General features: G+C 72.0%; 13 protein-coding genes. 9 read left to right on the top strand and 4 right to left on the bottom strand.

Going from position 1 to position 18,716, the window contains the following annotated elements; translation table 11 throughout:
- Window positions 1-284: 284 nt before the first annotated feature.
- Window positions 285-1,835, bottom strand: coding sequence for an MFS transporter (locus Srubr_RS22835; RefSeq protein ID WP_189997327.1), 1,551 nt, complete (start codon window positions 1,833-1,835; stop codon window positions 285-287).
- A gap of 182 nt (window positions 1,836-2,017) precedes the next feature.
- On the opposite strand from Srubr_RS22835, the gene Srubr_RS22830 reads away from it, so the two are divergent.
- From Srubr_RS22830 to Srubr_RS22820, 3 genes are all read left to right on the top strand, one after another.
- On the top strand, window positions 2,018-2,641 hold the full coding sequence (locus Srubr_RS22830) for a TetR/AcrR family transcriptional regulator (protein ID WP_189997268.1): 624 nt from the start codon (window positions 2,018-2,020) through the stop codon (window positions 2,639-2,641).
- An 81-nt stretch (window positions 2,642-2,722) separates the two neighbouring features.
- Entirely contained in the window at window positions 2,723-3,424 is a 702-nt protein-coding gene (locus Srubr_RS22825; RefSeq protein ID WP_189997267.1) for a ribonuclease HII, read from the top strand.
- Window positions 3,425-3,492: 68 nt separating this feature from the next.
- Window positions 3,493-4,122 (top strand): hypothetical protein, encoded by a 630-nt coding sequence (locus tag Srubr_RS22820; protein ID WP_189997266.1) that lies wholly within the window; start codon window positions 3,493-3,495, stop codon window positions 4,120-4,122.
- A gap of 485 nt (window positions 4,123-4,607) precedes the next feature.
- On the opposite strand, the gene Srubr_RS22815 is transcribed toward Srubr_RS22820, so the two are convergent.
- Together Srubr_RS22815 and Srubr_RS22810 are read right to left on the bottom strand one after the other, a co-directional pair.
- Window positions 4,608-5,228, bottom strand: a complete 621-nt coding sequence (locus tag Srubr_RS22815) for a hypothetical protein (RefSeq protein WP_189997265.1) — start codon at window positions 5,226-5,228, stop codon at window positions 4,608-4,610.
- Window positions 5,229-5,578: 350 nt separating this feature from the next.
- Window positions 5,579-7,744 (bottom strand): RecQ family ATP-dependent DNA helicase, encoded by a 2,166-nt coding sequence (locus tag Srubr_RS22810; protein WP_189997264.1) that lies wholly within the window; start codon window positions 7,742-7,744, stop codon window positions 5,579-5,581.
- A 144-nt stretch (window positions 7,745-7,888) separates the two neighbouring features.
- Between Srubr_RS22810 and Srubr_RS22805 the strand changes: the two genes are divergently transcribed.
- The 6 genes from Srubr_RS22805 to Srubr_RS22780 all read left to right on the top strand — a co-directional run bounded on the left by Srubr_RS22805 (window position 7,889) and on the right by Srubr_RS22780 (window position 18,029).
- Window positions 7,889-9,445 carry a DUF4192 domain-containing protein gene (locus Srubr_RS22805; RefSeq protein WP_189997263.1) on the top strand — a complete coding sequence of 519 codons (1,557 nt, stop codon included), beginning with the start codon at window positions 7,889-7,891 and terminating at the stop codon, window positions 9,443-9,445.
- A gap of 726 nt (window positions 9,446-10,171) precedes the next feature.
- Window positions 10,172-10,930 carry an NUDIX hydrolase gene (locus Srubr_RS22800; protein WP_189997262.1) on the top strand — a complete coding sequence of 253 codons (759 nt, stop codon included), beginning with the start codon at window positions 10,172-10,174 and terminating at the stop codon, window positions 10,928-10,930.
- A gap of 205 nt (window positions 10,931-11,135) precedes the next feature.
- Window positions 11,136-13,955, top strand: a complete 2,820-nt coding sequence (locus tag Srubr_RS22795) for an ATP-binding cassette domain-containing protein (RefSeq protein WP_189997261.1) — start codon at window positions 11,136-11,138, stop codon at window positions 13,953-13,955.
- 162 nt (window positions 13,956-14,117) lie between these two features.
- The gene (locus tag Srubr_RS22790) at window positions 14,118-15,005 is read left to right on the top strand and encodes a FadR/GntR family transcriptional regulator (RefSeq protein WP_189997260.1); all 888 of its coding nucleotides are present in this window, start codon (window positions 14,118-14,120) and stop codon (window positions 15,003-15,005) included.
- Window positions 15,006-15,440: 435 nt separating this feature from the next.
- Entirely contained in the window at window positions 15,441-16,985 is a 1,545-nt protein-coding gene (locus tag Srubr_RS22785) for an RNA polymerase sigma factor (protein ID WP_189997259.1), read from the top strand.
- 174 nt (window positions 16,986-17,159) lie between these two features.
- Entirely contained in the window at window positions 17,160-18,029 is an 870-nt protein-coding gene (locus Srubr_RS22780; RefSeq protein ID WP_189997258.1) for a serine protease, read from the top strand.
- A 90-nt stretch (window positions 18,030-18,119) separates the two neighbouring features.
- Here the strand turns inward: Srubr_RS22780 and Srubr_RS22775 are convergent, their stop codons facing one another.
- Window positions 18,120-18,350, bottom strand: coding sequence for a DUF7455 domain-containing protein (locus tag Srubr_RS22775; RefSeq protein ID WP_073939430.1), 231 nt, complete (start codon window positions 18,348-18,350; stop codon window positions 18,120-18,122).
- Between the last annotated feature and the right edge of the window lie 366 nt (window positions 18,351-18,716).

Raw genomic sequence — 18,716 nt, 5'->3', positions numbered from 1 at the left:
GCCCGCTGCCCGCCGTGTCCGGGTCCGGGACGTCCGGCGGGGCCGCGAGCGCGAGGGGGACGGAGGGGAGGAAGATGGCATTCGGTGCGCGAGTGCTGTCGGCGGTGCCGCCGGAGCGGGGCCGGGGAGCGGCTCGGGCGCTGCTTTCCACCGTGGTCCGGGCCCTGCTCCTGGCCCTCTCGTGCGTTCCGCCGAGCGTGGTGCGGCCGGCCGGACCTCCGCGAGGGCCGTCTGTCGCCCGGCGGCGGTCCGGCCGGCCGCGGCATCGCGCGGCGCGTCCCGGTTCAGCCCATGTGCGGGCCCGCCGTGCCCGCGAGGGAGTCGAGGTCGCTCTTGCGGACCCTCAGCACCAGCCAGGCCGTGACGAAGGCGAGTACGGCCATCGCGGCGGCCGGGATGAAAGCCGTGGAAATGCCATGGGCGAGCACCTCGTTCCCCCACGGCGCGGGCATCTGGTGCGTCTTGGCGAACTCCGCCTTCTGCTCCGGGGAAGCGCCGGCGAGGAACCGGGGCAGCTGCTTCTTCCCCTCATCGGTCGCGGCCGATCCGAAGACGGTCGTCAGGATGGACAGCCCGAGCGAACCACCGACCTGCTGCATGGCGTTGAGCAGTCCGGAAGCGGCGCCCGCCTGGTGCGGGGCCACGCCGGACACGGCGGTGACGGTGGCCGTCACGAAGGTCAGGCCCATGCCGAAGCCGAACACCAGCATCGGCCCCAGCACCCCGCCCGCATAGGTGCTGCCGGGCTCGATGAAGGTCTGCCAGCCCAGCCCGACCGCCACCAGCGCCGCGCCGGCCATCATGAACGGCTTGGGGCCGAGCACCGGAAGGAAGCGCTGCGACAACCCTGCGCCGATTGCGATCGCGGCCGTCACGGGAAGGAACGCGATACCGGCCTTGATGGCGCTGTAGCCGAGCACGTTCTGCACGAACAGCACGATGTAGAAGAACATGCCGAACATCGCCGCGGCCAGGCTCAGCATGATCACGTACGTGCCCCAGCGGTTGCGGTCCGCGAACATCCGCAGCGGGGTGATCGGTTCCTTCGCCCGCGTCTCGATGAAGACGAAGGCGAGCAGCAGCACCACGGCCGCGGCGAAGGACCCGATCGTGAGCCCGTCCCGCCAGCCCTTCTCCGCGGCGCGGATGAACCCGTACACCAGCGAGGCCATGCCGACCGTGGAGGTGAGTGCGCCGGCCAGGTCGAAGCGGCCCGGATGACGCTCGGACTCGTTGATGTACAGCGGCGCGAGCGACGCGATCAGCACGCCGATGGGCACGTTGACGAACAGCACCCACCGCCAGTCGAGCCAGTCGGTGAGCATGCCGCCCGCCAGCAGGCCGATGGCACCGCCGCCCGCGGAAACGGCGGCGAAAACCCCGAAGGCCCGGTTGCGTTCCGGGCCTTCGGGGAAGGTGGTCGTTATCAGCGCCAGCGCCGTGGGGGACGCTATCGCGCCGCCCACACCCTGGAGGGCTCGCGCGGCCAGCAGCTGCCAGGGCTCCTGGGCCAGGCCGCCCAGCAGCGAGGCGAAGGTGAACAGCAGGATGCCGGTCATGAACACCCGGCGGCGGCCGAGGATGTCACCGGCCCGCGCACCGAGCAGCAGCAGGCCGCCGAAGGTGAGCGTGTAGGCGCTGACCACCCATGTCAGATCGGTCGTGCTGAAGCTGAGCGCTTCTTGAATGTGCGGGAGCGCGATATTCACAATCGTCGCGTCGAGTACCACCATGAGCTGACTGGCCGCGATGACGGTGAGCGCGATGCCGGGGTGCCCTCCCCGACGGGCCGCGCCCGATTTCTGATCGTCTGTGAGGAGCTGAGAGGTCGTCACCATGGGTCCCCCATACAGGCATTAGTGAACGCTTACGTTCACTGTTGCGCCCACCGTAGTGAGTGCCCAACAGTGAACGCAAGCGTTCACTCAAGCGCGCGTCGCGCCCGCGTCCCCCGTTGCTGCAGCGCGGCGTCACTGCCCCGGAATCACCGCTCACCTCGCATGCAGGAGAAACACAGATGGTTACCTCGCGCTGTACGGCCGCGCCCGCCGGAACGGCTTCCCCCCGCCGGCGCGGCGCGGTACTGGAGCGGGCGATCCTCGACGCCGCCCTGGAGCAGCTCAGCACGGTCGGCTGGAAGGGACTGACCATGGAAGGCGTCGCGGCCGGCGCCCACACCGGCAAGGCGGCCGTCTACCGCCGCTGGCCCTCCAAGGAGGACCTGGTCGCGGACGCCCTGGTGTCCGGGCTGCCCCGGGTGGAACGGGCTCCCGACCTGGGCAGCGTGCGCGAGGACCTGCTCACCCTGTGCCGTCAGGTGCGGCAGATCATGTACTCACGGCCCGGCGCCGCTCTGCGCTCGGTCATTCACGAATGCGATCAAGTGCAAGCGGAGCGCTTCGAAGGGGTAATCCTCGGCAGTGTGGTCGAGCCGACCGTCAAGCTGGTGCGTGAGGTCATTGTCCGTGGAATAGAGCGCGGAGAGGTCCGTGAGGACGCGGCCAACGGCTATGTCTTCGACGTCATCCCGGCCATGATGATGTACAGGTCAAAGGTGTGCGCCAGCGAATGGAACGACCAAGATCTCGAAGGGATGGTCGACCGGCTGATGCTTCCGCTGCTGCGGCCCTACGGAGCCTGACGTCCTCTTCCGGCGCCCCTCGCGTCCCTCGGGAGACCGGGGTGTCGCGCGCCGGTCCCGGCGGCGTACGCTAAGGGCGCCATGCCGTACGAACCGCCTACCCACACCGTCGAGCGCTCCCTGCGCGCCACGACCGGAGCGAAGGTCATTGCCGGTGTCGACGAGGTGGGGCGCGGCGCCTGGGCCGGTCCTGTCACGGTCTGCGCGGCGATCACCGGACTGCGCCGCCCGCCCGCGGGCCTGACCGACTCCAAGCTGCTCACGCTCAAGCGGCGCAGGGAACTCGCCGAGATCCTGCGGTCATGGGTGACGGCCTATGCCCTGGGGCATGCTTCCCCCGAGGAGATCGACGACCTGGGGATGACGGCCGCGCTGCGGCTGGCCGCGGTCCGCGCCCTGGACGCCCTGCCGGTCCGCCCCGACGCCGTGATCCTCGACGGGAAGCACGACTACCTCGGCGCTCCCTGGAAGGTCCGCACGGTGATCAAGGGCGATCAGTCGTGTGTGGCCGTGGCGGCGGCGTCGGTGATCGCCAAGGTTCAGCGCGACAAAATGATGGCCGAACTGGGTGTCGACCATGCAGACTTCGGATTTGCGGACAACGCCGGGTATCCGTCGCCCGTGCACAAGGCCGCACTGGCGGAGCGGGGGCCCACCCCGCACCACCGTTTGTCCTGGGCGTATCTTGATGCGTTGCCTCAGTGGCGGCACCTCAAGAAGGTCCGCAACTGGGCGGACGGAAGCGTTCCGGAAATTGAGGGTCAGCTCGGCTTCGATTTCTGACGGTTCCGATCGCACTGATGTGCCACCCGGTCATCCGCGCCGCACCAACGTTTGATAAAAATCAGCTCATGCCTCTCATTCCCGAGGAGCCTCAGATTCACGAGAGTGCCCAGGGTCCCCGCGCCACGCCGGCCAGCGGCCGCACCGCGCCGACCCCTCGCCCCGTACCCGGCCCCCGCCCCGCGGCTCCGTCCCGCCCCGGTCGTCCCGGCCCTCCCCGGCCCACGCCGCCGGCGCAGCGCGCACCGCGAGACGCGGCTCCGGCCAAGCCCGGTCCTTCCGCCCCGGCCGCTCCCGCCGCCGCGGCGAGCCCGCAGATCCAGTTGATCCCGGCTTCGGCCGAGGGTGCGCTCGACGCCGCCGAGGAGGCAGTGGACCTGCTCCTGGACTCGGGCCGCGCCCCCGGTGACGTGCTCGTGCTCACCACCGGTGCCCAGCACCCGTGGGCCGAACACGAACTGTCCTTCGGTGAAGCGTCCTACTGGGCGCAGCACGACGCCGGTGACGACGTCTTCTACGCGGACGCCGCCGTCGCCGCCCGCGCCGCCACCCGCCCGGTGGTCGTCGTGGCCGTCAACGGAGGCCCCGCCTCCGCCGCTGCCACCGCCCTCCCGCTGGCTCACTCCCGTGCCGGTGCCCTGCTGATCGTCTGCGGCGACCCGCAGCAGATCAACTCGGTGCTGGGCGCCGGCGTCTGAGTCGCGTCGGCACCGCGGGACACCGAGGGGCCGAAGGAGCCGCTCCGGCGGAATCCGCCCGGTGCGGCTTTTGGCGTGCCCGGGCGACGGACCGACGCCCACCGGACGACGCGGCGCGGCCATGACGCCGCCGGGTCCGTTCCTGGCGAGGCCCGGGAGCGCCCATCGACGTGGTGCCGGGGAGTGATCCGGACCCGCCATGGCGATGCCCGCCTGGCCCGGCGCGTACCCCAGGGGGTGGGCCCGCACCGACCTACGGCCGTCTCCGGGCGTACCAGAGGGCGGTTCCCGCAGGTACCCGCGCAGCGGGGGCAGCTCCCGCAGGTCACCCAGGGTTCCTCGGGGTCCGGAAGGCAAGTCCGCCGGTGCTCCTCGGGACCGCTCCGCGCGCAACCGAATCGGCCCGGCCGTCAGGCGTCGGCCGGATGTGCGGTAGCAGCCCGAGGCCGGTGGCGCGAACCGTTGTACCGCCCGTACTTCGGTGGTCAGCGAGCCGCCGCCCGGCTCAGTACCTCGGAGACCGGGCCGCCGGTGCGTGGCGCCAGTGGCGGGGCTTCCGACGTGGCGAGCGGCTCCGGGGCCGAGTGGGCGTTCGGCCGACGCCCCCCGCGTCCCTCGCCGAGCACCTGCCAGCCGTCGTGGGTCAGCGTGATGTACGCGCCGCAGCGCAGCCCGTGCAGGGTGCAGGCATCGCGCAGTCCCCACATCCAGGCGCCGTCCTCCTCGGTCCAACGCGCGTCGCCCTGGCGGCAGTAGAGCAGGACGGCCGTGCGCACAGGGGTGCGGCGGCGCAGGTCGTGCGGAATCACCCGGCGCAACTGGGCCAGCAGCGCGTTGCGGAACATCCAGCCGTCGGCCGGAGTCGCACGGCGCGTGAACGAGGCGCTCGCCCGCAATCGCTCGTCCGGGTCGAGCACCGCCACGACCGCCGTGAGCGGCTTCGGGTGGTGGCGGGCGTGCAGACCGCTGACGACCTCACGAGGGTTGCGCAGCAAAGGGATTCCGGCGGCGGCCCACTCCGCGGGCTCGAGCAGGCGACTGGCGGAGGCGTCGGACGCCGGCGTCGACAACGAGGCCGCCGAGGACGATGCGAATCCGAAGGTCACGTTCCTCCCTTCGGCTACGCGCCCACACTGCGGGCGAGGTCGGATTCGGGGGAGCGCGCGCCGCAGCGGAGCCCAACCGGATCACGGGTGAGTCGTGCGGGTAGCGGATCTCAATTCTTCCTGTCGAACTTGGTTGCGGCAACGAGCAATTGGCGCCGCCGAGTGTTATCTGGTAGTGCGTGGCTTATATCCCTCCTACCCAAAGGAGGGGCCGTCGACGCCTGCGCCCTCCGCGGACCCGCCCGGCGGGCCGCCGCGAACGGCCGCGCGGCAGCCCGGAACAGCGGTAACGCGCGTCGGCCCGGAACAGCGGTAACGCGCGTCGGCCCGGAACAGGGGTAACGCCGCACTCATCCCTGGACGGCGAGAACCAGCGGCAACACGCCACGCGCCCCGGACTTGCGAAGCAGGCGCGCCGCTATGGCCAGGGTCCAGCCCGTCTCCGTGAAGTCGTCGACGAGGAGCACCGGACCATCGGCCGCGGCGAGCGCCGAGGCCAGGGCGGGGGGCACCGTCAACGCCCCGTCGAGCGCTTTCAGCCGCTGGGCGCTGTTGCTGCGGGGCACCCGGGGTGTGTCCTCCGCGTATTCCACCGAGCCGAGCAGGGGCAGTCTGCCGACCTCGGCGATGCGGGCGCCCAGGGAGTGGATCAGCCTGGGCCGGCTGCGCGAGGCCATGGTGACCACGCCCACCGGCCGGGCCGGGGCGTCGGACGCGCCGGAGGCCCAGCCGCCCGGACCACGGGCCCAGTCGGCCAGCACGCCGACCACGGCCTGGGCCACGTCGTCCGGCACCGCAGCGTCCGGTGCCTGCGGCGCGAACAGGGGACGCAACCGGTTGCCCCAGCCGATGTCCGACAGCCGCCCCAGAGCCCTCCCCGGCGAGGCCTGTTCCCCCGCCGGGATACGGCCCTTGAGGCCGATGCCGATGGCCGGGAGCCCGGTCGGCCACATGCGCCGGGGCTCCACCTCCACCCCGGCGCGGCCCAGGTCGCTCCGCGCGGCGTCCAGGGCCGCCGGGGACAGGCCGGAAGTGAAGCGCGGCCCGGCGCAGTTGTCGCAGCGGCCGCATGGTTTGGCGCCCTCGTCGTCCAGCTGGCGCTGGAGGAATTCCATCCGGCACTCGGTGGTGCTCGCGTACTCGCGCATCGCCTGCTGCTCGGCCGCGCGCTGCCGGGCCACCCACGCGTAGCGCTCGGCGTCGTACGACCAGGGCTGTCCGGTGGCCGTCCAGCCGCCCTTGACCCGTCGCACCGCTCCGTCCACGTCGAGGACCTTCAGCATGGTCTCCAGGCGGGAGCGGCGCAGCTCCACCAGCGGTTCCAGGGCGGGCAGCGACAGGGGGCCGTCCGCCCGGGCGAGCACGTCGAGGGTGCGCCGGACCAGATCTTCGGAGGGAAAGGCCAGCGAGGAGAAGTACTCCCAGATCGCCTCGTCCTCCTTGCCCGGCAGCAGCAGTACCTCGGCGTGGGCGACGCCGCGGCCGGCCCTGCCGACCTGCTGGTAGTAGGCGATGGGGGAGGAGGGCGAGCCGAGATGGACGACGAAACCGAGATCCGGTTTGTCGAAGCCCATGCCGAGCGCCGAGGTGGCCACCAGGGCCTTGACACGGTTGGCGAGCAGGTCCTCCTCCGCCTGCTGCCGTTCGGCGTTCTCCGTCTTGCCCGTGTACGAGGCGACGGTGTGCCCGCGCTGCCGCAGAAAAGCGGTGACCTCCTCGGCGGCGGCGACGGTGAGGGTGTAGACGATGCCGGAGCCCGGCAGGTCGTCGAGGTGGTCGGCGAGCCAGGCCATCCGGTGCGCGGCATCCGGCAGCCGCAGCACACCGAGGCTCAGACTCTCCCGGTCCAGCGGCCCGCGCAGCACCAGCGCGTCCATCGTGCCGCCCGTGCCGAGCTGCTCGGCGACGTCCGCGGTCACCCGGGCGTTGGCCGTGGCGGTGGTGGCCAGCACCGGGACTCCGGACGGCAGGTCGCCGAGCATGGTGCGCAGCCGGCGGTAGTCGGGGCGGAAGTCGTGGCCCCAGTCGGAGATGCAGTGGGCCTCGTCCACCACCAGCAGACCGGTGGCAGCGGAGAGCTTGGGCAGGACCTGGTCGCGGAAGTCGGGGTTGTTCAGCCGCTCCGGTGAGACCAGCAGCACATCGACCGCGCCCGCCGCGATCTCGGCCTGGACGGCGTCCCATTCCTCGGTGTTGGCCGAGTTGATGGTCCGGGCGTGGATACCGGCCCGGCCCGCGGCCTCCACCTGGTTGCGCATGAGCGCGAGCAACGGCGAGACGATCACCGTGGGGCCGCTTCCTCTGGCCCGCAGCAGTGAGGTCGCGACGAAGTACACCGCGGACTTGCCCCAGCCCGTGCGCTGTACGACCAGGGCCCGGCGCCGGTCGGCGACCAGCGCCTCGATCGCCCGCCACTGGTCTTCGCGCAGCCGGGCGGCGCCCGTCGCGTCCCCGACGAGCCGGGCGAGAACGGCGTCGGCTTCTGCCCTCAGATCCGCGTTGCTCGTGTGTTCCATGCGTTCCATACAACAGGACCGCACCGACAACCGGGCGGGCCCGGGCCGAGTCTGTGGATAACCAGGACAGCGTTGTCGTGTCCCTGATCCGACTTATCCACAGGCCGCTAAGCGGAATCTGGGAATCCGCGAGATCGTCGGCGCATGACGAATCACAGCGAAACCACCGGACCCTTCGGAAACGACGACATCTCCGGGCACGGCCCGTCGGCCGGACCGGCCGACCACACCGCGCAGGTCACCCTGCGCACCCCCGCCGAACTGGCCGACGCCCTGCCCTACCTGCTCGGCTACCGCCCCGAGGACAGCATGGTGCTCGTCGCCCTGCACGACCGCGGAGGCAGCGGCAGGTTCGGCGGCCGGGCCCGGCTCGGCATCCCGGCGAACGAGGAGGACTGGGAGGCCGCCGCCCGGCAACTGACCCGCGGGCTGGTGACCGGCAGCGAGCGGCGAGGCGCCCGGCCCGAGGGCATGGTGGCCTATGTCTGCCAGGAGCCGGGCCCCGGGGAGTCCGGCCGGGAGGTCAAGCAACGGCTGACGAGGCTGGCCCAGCTGATGCGCACCGAGTGCGGAAGCCTGGACGTGCCCGTCGTCGAGGCCCTGTGCGTCTCGGACGGGCGTTTCTGGTCGTACTGCTGCCCGGTCAAGGGCTGCTGCCCTGAGGACGGCTCCCCGATGGGCCTGCCCGGCACCTCCGTACTCGCCGCGGCGGCCACCTACGCCGGCCTCCAGGTGCGCGGCACACTGAAAGAACTGCGCGCCAGGCTGCAACCCTGGGAGTCCGCCGCGGCGCTGGACCAGGAGATCGCCCTCGACGCGGCGGGCATGAGCCTGGTGCCCCGCATCCTGGACGAGACGACCCGCGAGCAGGTGGTGCAGGAGACCCTCGTCCTCGCCGAGCGGATCATCCGCCGCTTCGCCGCGGCGGCACCGGTCTCCGGCACCCATCCGGCGGATGTCCGCGACGACGGCCTCCTCGATGCCGACGAGGCGGCGACCCTCATCCTCGGACTCCAGGACCGCACGACCCGCGACCGGGCCGCAGCCTGGATGGAGGGGGACGTCGCGGGCCCGGCCCTGCGGCTCTGGCGCGCCCTGGCCCGCCGCTGCGTCGGCCCTTACAGCGAGCACGCCGCCGCACCGCTGACCCTGGCGGGCTGGGTCGCCTGGTCGACGGGCGACGAACTGGAGGCGCGCGAGGCACTGGCCATGGCACTGGGCGCGGATCCCGACTACCTCTTCGCCCGCCTGCTGCACCAGGCGTGCAACGAAGGACTCGACCCCGAAGCGGTCCGCCGCTGCCTGCGCGTCCAGGACACGCAGGACAAGCAGGACGCGCCGGTGTGGGCGGCGCGGCAATCGGGCCCGGCACCACGGCAGGCGTCCGCCGAGAGCACGCGGAACCCCGACCCGGCACCCCTGACCGCGGCGGACGGCCCGGCTCCAGGTCCTCGGGCGGCCGGGCAGCGCAGGCGCCGCACGCGCGGCGCGGACAGTGACGACCACCGCCCCACGGCCCGGACCAAGGCCGACCGACGCGGGCCGGCCGGCTCCCGCCCCCGGTCGACCGCGCCCGGAACGGCCAGGCCGGGCCTTCGGGCAGGGAGCACCAGGCGCACGCGTACCACCGGCCCCGGCGACACCGCGACCGGCGGTGCGCCGTCGGAGGGCGGACGCACGCGGGCCGAGGGCGACGGATGAGCCTCCTCCGGTCCGCGCCCGGACAGGCGGCACCCCGGGAGCAACGGCCGTGGAAACCGGACCGGGCCGTGCCCGCCGGCCCGGCGAACCCCGGTGCGGTGCGGGGAGCGACTCCTGGAGAGCCCCCTGGCCACGCCGGTCAGGGAGGCACCCCGCGGGCGCTGTACCCCGGCTGCCGCTCGGGCAGGCCGTTGGTCGTGGGGGGACGGCCCGCTGGTCATGAGAGGCAGCCCGCTGGTCACAGGGGACGGCGACAGCCCGCCGCCACGGCGGCTCTCCGCGCCGGCTCGTGGGGGGAGAACCGCATCGGCGGACACCCGGCCGCCGCCCTGGCGACGGCCGGCCGGCCCGTGCCCCGCCTGTCCGCCGCCGTCCGCTTCCCTCGAACCGGCCTGCTGGGCGTCGGCCTGCTCGGCGTCGGTTCGGCATGGGGCCGGCTCGGCCCGGGTCTGCCGCGCGAGGTCCGTACCGAACATCTCGCCCGGCTGCTCGATCGCCCTCGCCGCCGAACGCGGGCTGGGGGCGGGACCTCGGAACCAGGGAGGCGGGGTACAACCCGTTCGGTCTCCGGACCGGAGTCGCGCGGGTGGAGGCAGACGACCGCGCGCGAGCCCCGGCCGGTGGCAGGAACCCGGCTCCGCGCGCCACACCGGAACGAAGCGGGGCAGCAATCGATGCGACAGCCGAGGGAGTGTTTATCGTCAGGAAGACGACTATGATCGCGGCATGCCCTACGACCCGTCAGCCTTTCCGCCCTTCGCCGTGACCGTGGACCTGGTCGTGCTGACCGTGCGCCGCCATGCCCTGTGCGCGCTGGCGGTACGCAGGGGCGAGCCCCCCTTCCAGGGGCGCTGGGCACTGCCCGGAGGCTTCGTACGGGCCGACGAGGACCTGACCCAGGCGGCGGCGCGCGAACTGGCCGAGGAGACCGGGCTCTGCGCCCACGACTCCGCCGCCCCGGCCCAGGACAACGGAGCCCATCTGGAGCAGCTCGCCACCTACGGCGACCCCGAGCGGGACCCGCGTATGCGCGTGGTCAGCGTCGCGCACCTCGCGCTCGCACCCGACCTGCCCGCACCGCGCGCCGGCGGCGACGCCAGCAACGCTCGCTGGGCCCCGGTCGAGGAACTGCTCCAGCAGTGCGGGTACGGCCGTGACGGCGAACCCGTGGCACCGCTCGCCTTCGACCACGCCCGGATCCTCGCGGACGGAGTGGAACGCGCCCGCTCCAAGATCGAGTACTCCTCGCTGGCCACCGCCTTCTGCCCGCCGGAGTTCACGGTCGGCGAACTGCGCCGGGTGTACGAGGCGGTGTGGGGTGTCGCGCTCGACCCGCGCAACTTCCACCGCAAGGTGACCGGTACCCCCGGTTTCCTGGTTCCCACGGGAGGGACGACCACGCGCCAGGGCGGACGACCGGCCCAGCTCTTCCGAGCCGGCGGCGCCACGCTGCTCAACCCGCCGATGCTGCGCCCCGAGGTCTGAGACACGGGAAAGCGGCAGCGGTGATCGCCTGACCCACTACTCGTTACCGGTCTGGCTGCTGGCTGCTGGCTGCTGGCTGCTGGGCTTTGCATGTCGAGTGCGGGCTCCGTCGAACGGCGGAAAAGGGAGAAGACGGGTCGCACGCGCCTTTCCGCAAAACGCCTTATACCCGAAAAACCAGACATGTCGCGCTATCTTGCTGCAGGTGATCCAGGCCTTCGGACTGACCAGCAATCCCCGCAAGGCGCATCCGCCCGCCGTCGACGATGTCTCCTTCGAGGCGCGCGCCGGGCAAGTCACCGCGCTCCTCGGACGCGCCGGCGCGGGCAAGACGACGACGCTCAAACTCATGCTTGAGCTGCAACAAGGGCGCGGCATCACCTACTTCAGAGGCCGGCCCCTGCACCGGATCGCCCATCCGGCGCGAGAAGTCGGCGTGCTCCTCGGTGATGTGCCAGGCCATCCCGCGCGCTCGGTCCGCGGTCATCTGCGCATGCTGTGCGCGGCGTCGGGAGTTCCCGCGCGGCGAGCCGACGAGGTGCTCGAAGTGGTCGGTCTCGTCAGCCTCCGCGAGGAGCGTCTCGGCACGCTGTCACGCGGTATGGACCGCAGACTCGGTCTCGCCTGTGCCCTGCTGCCCGACCCGCACACGCTCGTCCTGGACGAACCCGCCGACGGCCTCTCCGCCCGGGAGACCCAGTGGCTGCACGGCATGTTGCGGGCCCATGCCGACCAGGGCGGCACGGTGCTGTTCACCACGGCCGAGCCCAAGGAGGCGGCGCGGACCGCCGACCGGGTCGTCACCCTCGACGGCGGCAGACTCGTCGCCGACCAGGATGCAAGGGTGTTCGCCCGCAGCCGGCTGCGTCGGCGAGTGGCCGTCCGCAGTCCCCACGCGGCACGCCTGGCGGCCCTGCTGACCAAGGACGCACGCACCGCCCGCCGCTCCGTCGAAGTCGTACGCGAGGGCGGCAACCGCCTGTCGGTGTACGGCAGCACCACCGCCGACGTCGGCGAGATCGCCTTCCGCCATGGCATCCTCGTCCACCAACTCGCCGACGAGGTCGGTGACATGGGAGCGGGGGCCGGATCTGGTGGCGACGACGGCGCGCGCCCCGCCGAACCGCGGCCGCCCGTACCGGACTCACCGCCTGCCGACCGGTGGGCCCGGCCGGAGCAGGACCCGGCGGCGACCGGCGTCTCGTACGGGGAGCGGAAAACCGCCCCGGCCGGCCGAGTGCCGAAGGAACGCGGCCGCGCGGCGTCGGACCCCGTCCTCGACGGCCGCCACGTCGGGTTGAGCGGCGCACCCGAAGTCCCGGCGCGCAGCGCGCGCGACGTGTCGGCGGAGCCGCGACACGCGAGGCAGTCCGCCCCACGGGAGAGCGCGAAGGCCGGCTTTCCGGCGGCGGAACCACGCTCCGCTGAGCCGGTGACGGAGCCGCGGACCGTCTCGCCCGGCCGGGCGGTGGCCGGACCCCACCCGACGGCACCGAACCGGTCCGCGCCGGAACCGCACACCCCAGCGCAGGGCCTCTCGACCGGGAACAGCACGGCGTCCGGACACCCGGCCGGGCAACGGAAGCGCACCCCGCCCGTACCGTCTGCACCGGCGGCGGAACCGGCGGTGGCCGACCTGTCCCCGATGGCCGAAGGGCAGTTGACGTCCGGCCGTTCGGCCTCGCAGCGGGCGCGGGGCGCCGACGGTGGGCGTACCCAAGGCGCCGCTCGGCGGACCGAACCGGCCCACCCCGTGACCGCCCCCAGCGATGTGACCGCCCCCAGCGATTCACCGCGCGATGCGGCCCCGGCCGCCGCGGCGTTCCCGGCCGACGGCACGGCGCCCACCGTCAGCGCATCCGGTGCGAACGGCACGGCGGGTGAGGCGCGCGGAAGATCCGCACGGCAGGCGCACCGGCACGACGACAGAGGGGCCGACACCCGGAACGGCGGCAACGACGGCCGGTCGCGGGCCGAGGCCACGACCGCAGCCGGGGAAGAGGGCGGCGACGGCTGGTCCGCCGGCCCGGCGGCCACCCCGGAGACCGGGTCCGGTGCGGTCACGTCGCCCTCGGGGCCGCAGACCGACGGCACGCCCGTCCCCGCGCCGACCGGCCCCGGCGCTCGTCTCCTCCTCCCGGGGGCCAGGAACCCCGGCGCCCGGAAGGAGCGGGACGACCACTCCGGCCGTACCGACGGTGACCGTGCCGCCGCCGTGCTCCCACCTCTCCCGCCCCCCATCGCCGTCCGCCCCGCCCCGAGCCCCCTGCGCCCCCTCCGCTACGAGATCCGGCGCGCCGCCGGCATCGGCACCGGCTTCCTCACCTGCGGCGCCGTACTCGTCGTGTCCGCGCTCACCGCCGTACTCCTCGCCCGGATCGGGCACACCCCACAGGCGCGGCTGTTCGCGGCCTGGCCGCGGGAACTGCCGCTGCCGCCCGCGGCGCTCGGGGCGGGACTGCTCGGCGCGCTGGCCTTCGGGGACGAGTTCCGCCACCCCGCCCTGGCGGCCGACCGCGGCACTGTCCCCCGCCGACTCGGGCTGCTCACCGCGAAACTGCTCGTCTCCGGAGCCACCGCGGGGCTGCTCGCCTTCCTCACCCTGGGCTGCGACGCCGAGGTGCTCTACATCGTCTACGGACGGGAGCTGACGGAAGTGCCCGCGGACTGGCTGTCACTGACCGCGAGTTGGTTCGGCCTGGTCGTCGGCTGTTCCTGGGCGGGAGTGCTGGCGGCCGGCGTGTTCCGGTCCACCACGGCCGGTCTTGCCGCGGTCCTCGCCGTGCCCGTCCTGGTCGTACCCCTCGTCCACAAGGCGCTCCAGGGCCCGGCCGTGCGCATGGCGGCGGACTTCCCGGTGCGGATGCGGGAGGTCTTTCTGTTGCAGTGGCCCTTCGGAGGGGAGCGGTACCTGCTCGCCGCCGCGCGTCTCCTCGCCCAACCCGTGGGCGGCGCACTGGCGTTGTCGCTCGCGGGTCTCCTCTGCGCGTATCTGCTCACAGCGCTGCGGGCCCGGTTGCGCTGACCGCCCTTCGTTCACTTCTGGTGCTGCTTTGCCCGCAACTCCCCGCAGAAAGTCCACTTCTTTCCGATAAGGCGTCAATTGCGACGGGGTGAGCGATCACCCTTTCGTGTGCTTTTCACCAAAGACCTCAAGGGAGTTGGAGGCGGCGCCGACAAAGGTTCCGTGAGTACCCTTGCGCACACCATGATGACCGCCGCCCGCTCCGCAGACTCAGGTCTGGTCGGCCCGGGCGAACTCGACCGCTACCCCTACGCGGAAGGCCCGGCGGCCGACCGCGTCGGCGCACCCGCCTGGGACGGCGGGGAACCCGAGCTGGGCCGGGTCAGCCGGCGGGCCGCGGCCAGCCGCGGACGCGGGCTGCACGGCCAACTCGTCCAGCAGCTCGGACAGATGATCGTCTCCGGCGATCTGGGCGCGGACCGACCGCTGGTGCCGGAGGAGATCGGCCAGCGCTTCGAGGTCTCCCGCACCGTCGTCCGCGAGTCGCTCCGGGTGCTGGAGGCCAAGGGCCTGGTCAGCGCCCGCCCGAACGTCGGCACGCGGGTGCGCCCCGTCAGCGACTGGAACCTCCTCGACCCGGACATCATCGAGTGGCGGGCCTTCGGGCCGCAGCGCGACGACCAGCGCCGGGAGCTCAGCGAGCTACGCTGGACGATCGAGCCGCTGGCCGCCCGCCTCGCCGCCGGACACGGGCGCGAGGAGGTGCAGCAGCGCCTGTGCGACATGGTCGAGATCATGAGCCACGCCATGGCACAGGGTGACGCGCTCACCTACGCGCGCGCGGACACCGAGTTCCACTCCCTGCTGATCCAGATCGCGGGCAACCGCATGCTGGAGCACCTCTCCGGCATCGTCTCGGCGGCACTCCAGGTCTCCGGCGGACCGGTCACCGCCTGTGACCGCCCCAACGAGGCGTCCCTCGCCCAGCACGCGCGGATCGTCGACGCCCTCGGCACCGGCGACGGCATGGCGGCGGAGACGGCCATGCGCCAGCTGCTGACCGTCCACCCGGAGGTGGAGCGCGTGGTGCCCGCCCCGCGCGAGCACTGACCCGAGAGGGACGTGGTGCGGTCGCCGGTGTGTGACGTCCCAGTGGTGCTCGCGGCGGCGCCGGGCCCGGGTACCGGGCGCCGCCGGACCTCGCCGGACCTCCTGGAGTCCGGCGGAGTCCGGCGATGCGGCAGGCCCCCTGATTACGGGGACGGCCGGATTGGTGGCCACTGGTGATCCCATCTGCACATGTCTGACCGCTTTTGACCGCTTACGGGGTGTGACTCGGGCCACGCAGAATGGGCGTAACGCTCGTGGAGACAGCGCGATGACCTAAGAGGTGATAGCCGCGGAGGGAATACGGACGCCGTGCATGGCGCTGTGCATCTTCCCGGCCCCCGCCCGCGCCGTCGGCCCATCCCCAGGCCGGTGGTCGGCTCCTGTCCGCAGTGGACGGTGCCGGAAGCCGTTTTCCAACGTTCCGAGAGGTTGTTCGTGTCGGCCAGCACATCCCGTACGCTCCCGCCGGAGATCGCCGAGTCCGTCTCTGTCATGGCGCTCATTGAGCGGGGAAAGGCTGAGGGGCAGATCGCCGGCGACGATGTGCGTCGGGCCTTCGAAGCTGACCAGATTCCGGCCACTCAGTGGAAGAACGTACTGCGCAGCCTCAACCAGATTCTTGAGGAAGAGGGTGTGACGCTGATGGTCAGTGCCGCAGAGCCCAAGCGCACCCGCAAGAGCGTCGCAGCGAAGAGCCCGGCCAAGCGCACCGCCACCAGGACGGTCGCGGCGAAGACGGTGACCACCAGGAAGGCCACCGCCACCACGGCCGCCCCCGCGGCGCCCACCGTCGCGGCCGCAGCCGATTCCGCCGATGAAGCCGCCACCGCCAAGAAGGCCGCCGCCAAGAGGACCACGGCCGCCAAGAAGGCGACCGCCAAGAAGACCGTCGCCAAGAAGACGGCCGCCAAGAAGACCACCGCCAAGAAGGACGACGTCGAGCTTCTCGACGAAGAGGTCCTTGAGGACACCAAGGTCGCCGACGAGCCCGAGGGCACCGAGAACGCGGGCTTCGTCCTGTCCGACGAGGACGAGGACGACGCGCCCGCGCAGCAGGTCGCCGCGGCCGGCGCCACCGCCGACCCGGTCAAGGACTACCTGAAGCAGATCGGCAAGGTCCCCCTGCTCAACGCCGAGCAGGAGGTCGAGCTGGCCAAGCGCATCGAGGCGGGCCTCTTCGCCGAGGACAAGCTGGCCAACTCCGACAAGCTCGCCCCGAAGCTCAAGCGCGAGCTGGAGATCATCGCCGAGGACGGCCGCCGCGCCAAGAACCACCTCCTGGAGGCCAACCTCCGTCTGGTGGTCTCCCTGGCCAAGCGCTACACCGGCCGCGGCATGCTCTTCCTGGACCTCATCCAGGAAGGCAACCTCGGTCTGATCCGCGCGGTCGAGAAGTTCGACTACACCAAGGGCTACAAGTTCTCCACGTACGCCACCTGGTGGATCCGTCAGGCGATCACCCGCGCCATGGCCGACCAGGCCCGCACCATCCGTATCCCGGTGCACATGGTCGAGGTCATCAACAAGCTCGCGCGCGTGCAGCGCCAGATGCTCCAGGACCTGGGCCGCGAACCCACCCCGGAGGAGCTGGCCAAGGAACTCGACATGACCCCGGAGAAGGTCATCGAGGTCCAGAAGTACGGCCGCGAGCCCATCTCGCTGCACACCCCGCTGGGCGAGGACGGCGACAGCGAGTTCGGTGACCTCATCGAGGACTCCGAGGCCGTCGTGCCCGCCGACGCGGTCAGCTTCACGCTCCTCCAGGAGCAGCTGCACTCCGTGCTCGACACCCTGTCCGAGCGTGAGGCCGGCGTCGTCTCCATGCGCTTCGGTCTCACCGACGGCCAGCCGAAGACCCTCGACGAGATCGGCAAGGTCTACGGCGTGACGCGTGAGCGCATCCGTCAGATCGAGTCCAAGACCATGTCGAAGCTGCGCCACCCGTCGCGCTCCCAGGTGCTGCGCGACTACCTGGACTAGTCCGCGACAGCTCGGCCGGACTGCCTGGACTGGTCCGCGACAGCTCGGCCGGGCCGCACAGTACGACGGCGAAAGGCCCGGTTCCCCTCGCGGGAGCCGGGCCTTCGTGCTGCGCGATCCCGCGCGGTGGATCACTCTGGGTCCCCCAGGAAGACCTGAGAGTGAGGAGCATGCATGCGCCGTTCCCTTGCCCGGGCACTGGTCCGGCCGCTGGCACTGGCGGCCGCCATGGCCGCGATGCCGCTGGTGAGCGCGGCTCCCGCAGCCGCCGGCGGCGTGGTCGTGGGGGGCTTTCCGATAGACGTCTCCCAGGCCCCGTGGACGGTCGCACTGGCCAGCCGTGACCTGTTCGGCGGAGCGCGCGCGGGGCAGTTCTGCGGCGCTGTGGCCATCGGGCGGACCACGGTGCTCACAGCGGCCCATTGCATGAGCGAGGAAGCCCTCGGGGTGCCGCCGAACCGGGTGCGTGACCTCAAGGTCATCACGGGCCGTACCGACCTGCTGTCGGCGGAGGGCGAGGAGATCGCCGTACGGGAGATCCGGCTCAACCCCGAGTTCGATCTCACGACCAACTCCGGGGACTTCGCGGTCCTCATGCTCGCCCGGCCGCTGCCGCAGAGTGCGGTCATCACCATGGCCCGCGCGGGCGATCCGGCCTACCGGCCCGGTACGAAGGCACTGGTGTCCGGATGGGGCGACACGACCGGCGAGGGAGCGTACGCGCGGCGGTTGCGGGCCGCACACGTGCGCGTGCTCCCCGATGACGTGTGCGCCAAGGCCTACCCGGGCGGCCCCGAGGGCACCTACCGGCCCGCCACCATGCTGTGCGCCGGCGAAGTTGCCGGAGGACCGGACGGCTGTCAGGGGGACAGCGGGGGCCCACTGGTGGCCGCAGGGCGGCTGATCGGCCTCGTGTCGTGGGGGAGCGGCTGCGGACGCCCGGAGCACCCCGGCGTCTACACGCGCGTCTCCGAGGTCGTACGAGCGCTGGGACCGGCCACAGGGGCCCCGAAACGGCCCTCCAGCGGCTCTGAGCGCCTTTGAGCGGACATGAGCACGGGCGGCCGCTCCTGGTGGGGAGCGGCCGCCCGATCACCGGCCTGTGCCGGGGCTGGCTCGTCGTGTGTGCGAGATTCAGCGCTCTTCTTCGGAAGCGTTGCCCGGAACGGACGTCAGTCGCTCGGTCTCGTCCTGTATCTCAGCGGCGATCTTCTTGAGTTCCGGCTCGAACTTGCGACCGTGGTGGGCGCAGAAGAGCAGTTCTCCGCCGCTCAGCAGGACGACGCGCAGGTATGCCTGGGCGCCGCAGCGGTCGCAGCGATCGGCGGCCGTCAGCGGGCTCGCGGGGGTCAGAACAGTAGTCACGTCGCCTCTTCTCTAGCTCGACGAGCTGTCGTACCAGGGTCAACATCCAACCAGCCCGAAAACGTTCCCGCTCGTGGCCTTTCCGCGAAAAATTTTTTCCGGGGACGGCTGTCTGCTGCCCGTTGGCGGCGAATGTGCCGTATTGCGTGTCTTGTATGCGTACGGGTTCGCGCTCTCTTGCTGTCTCGTCCTCCCGGCTGGGTTGCCGGTTGTTCATGAGGACGTGCCCGGAGCCTAAATGGTTCATGCCCCAAAGGGAACGTGATATGTGCTTCACTCCATCGAGGGATCGAACAGGCATGCGAGCCTGGACTAGTGTGAGGTGCCGACGAGGGTGGCGTTACACCGGCTCTACCAGGGCTCGGT

It is taken from the genome of Streptomyces rubradiris (assembly GCF_016860525.1).
Taxonomy (GTDB): Bacteria; Actinomycetota; Actinomycetes; order Streptomycetales; family Streptomycetaceae; genus Streptomyces; species Streptomyces rubradiris.
The sequence above is the reverse complement of the archived record's forward strand: the minus strand, read 5'-3'. Positions and strand labels throughout refer to the sequence as shown.

Excerpts from the sequence above, each read along its gene's own strand:
- Srubr_RS22830 (WP_189997268.1), top strand. The coding sequence starts at position 2,018 with ATGGTTACCTCGCGCTGTACGGCCGCGCCCGCCGGAACGGCTTCCCCC.
- Srubr_RS22825 (WP_189997267.1), top strand. The coding sequence starts at position 2,723 with ATGCCGTACGAACCGCCTACCCACACCGTCGAGCGCTCCCTGCGCGCC.
- Srubr_RS22820 (WP_189997266.1), top strand. The coding sequence starts at position 3,493 with ATGCCTCTCATTCCCGAGGAGCCTCAGATTCACGAGAGTGCCCAGGGT.
- Srubr_RS22810 (WP_189997264.1), bottom strand. The coding sequence starts at position 7,744 with ATGGAACACACGAGCAACGCGGATCTGAGGGCAGAAGCCGACGCCGTT.
- Srubr_RS22805 (WP_189997263.1), top strand. The coding sequence starts at position 7,889 with ATGACGAATCACAGCGAAACCACCGGACCCTTCGGAAACGACGACATC.
- Srubr_RS22800 (WP_189997262.1), top strand. The coding sequence starts at position 10,172 with ATGCCCTACGACCCGTCAGCCTTTCCGCCCTTCGCCGTGACCGTGGAC.
- Srubr_RS22780 (WP_189997258.1), top strand. The coding sequence starts at position 17,160 with ATGCGCCGTTCCCTTGCCCGGGCACTGGTCCGGCCGCTGGCACTGGCG.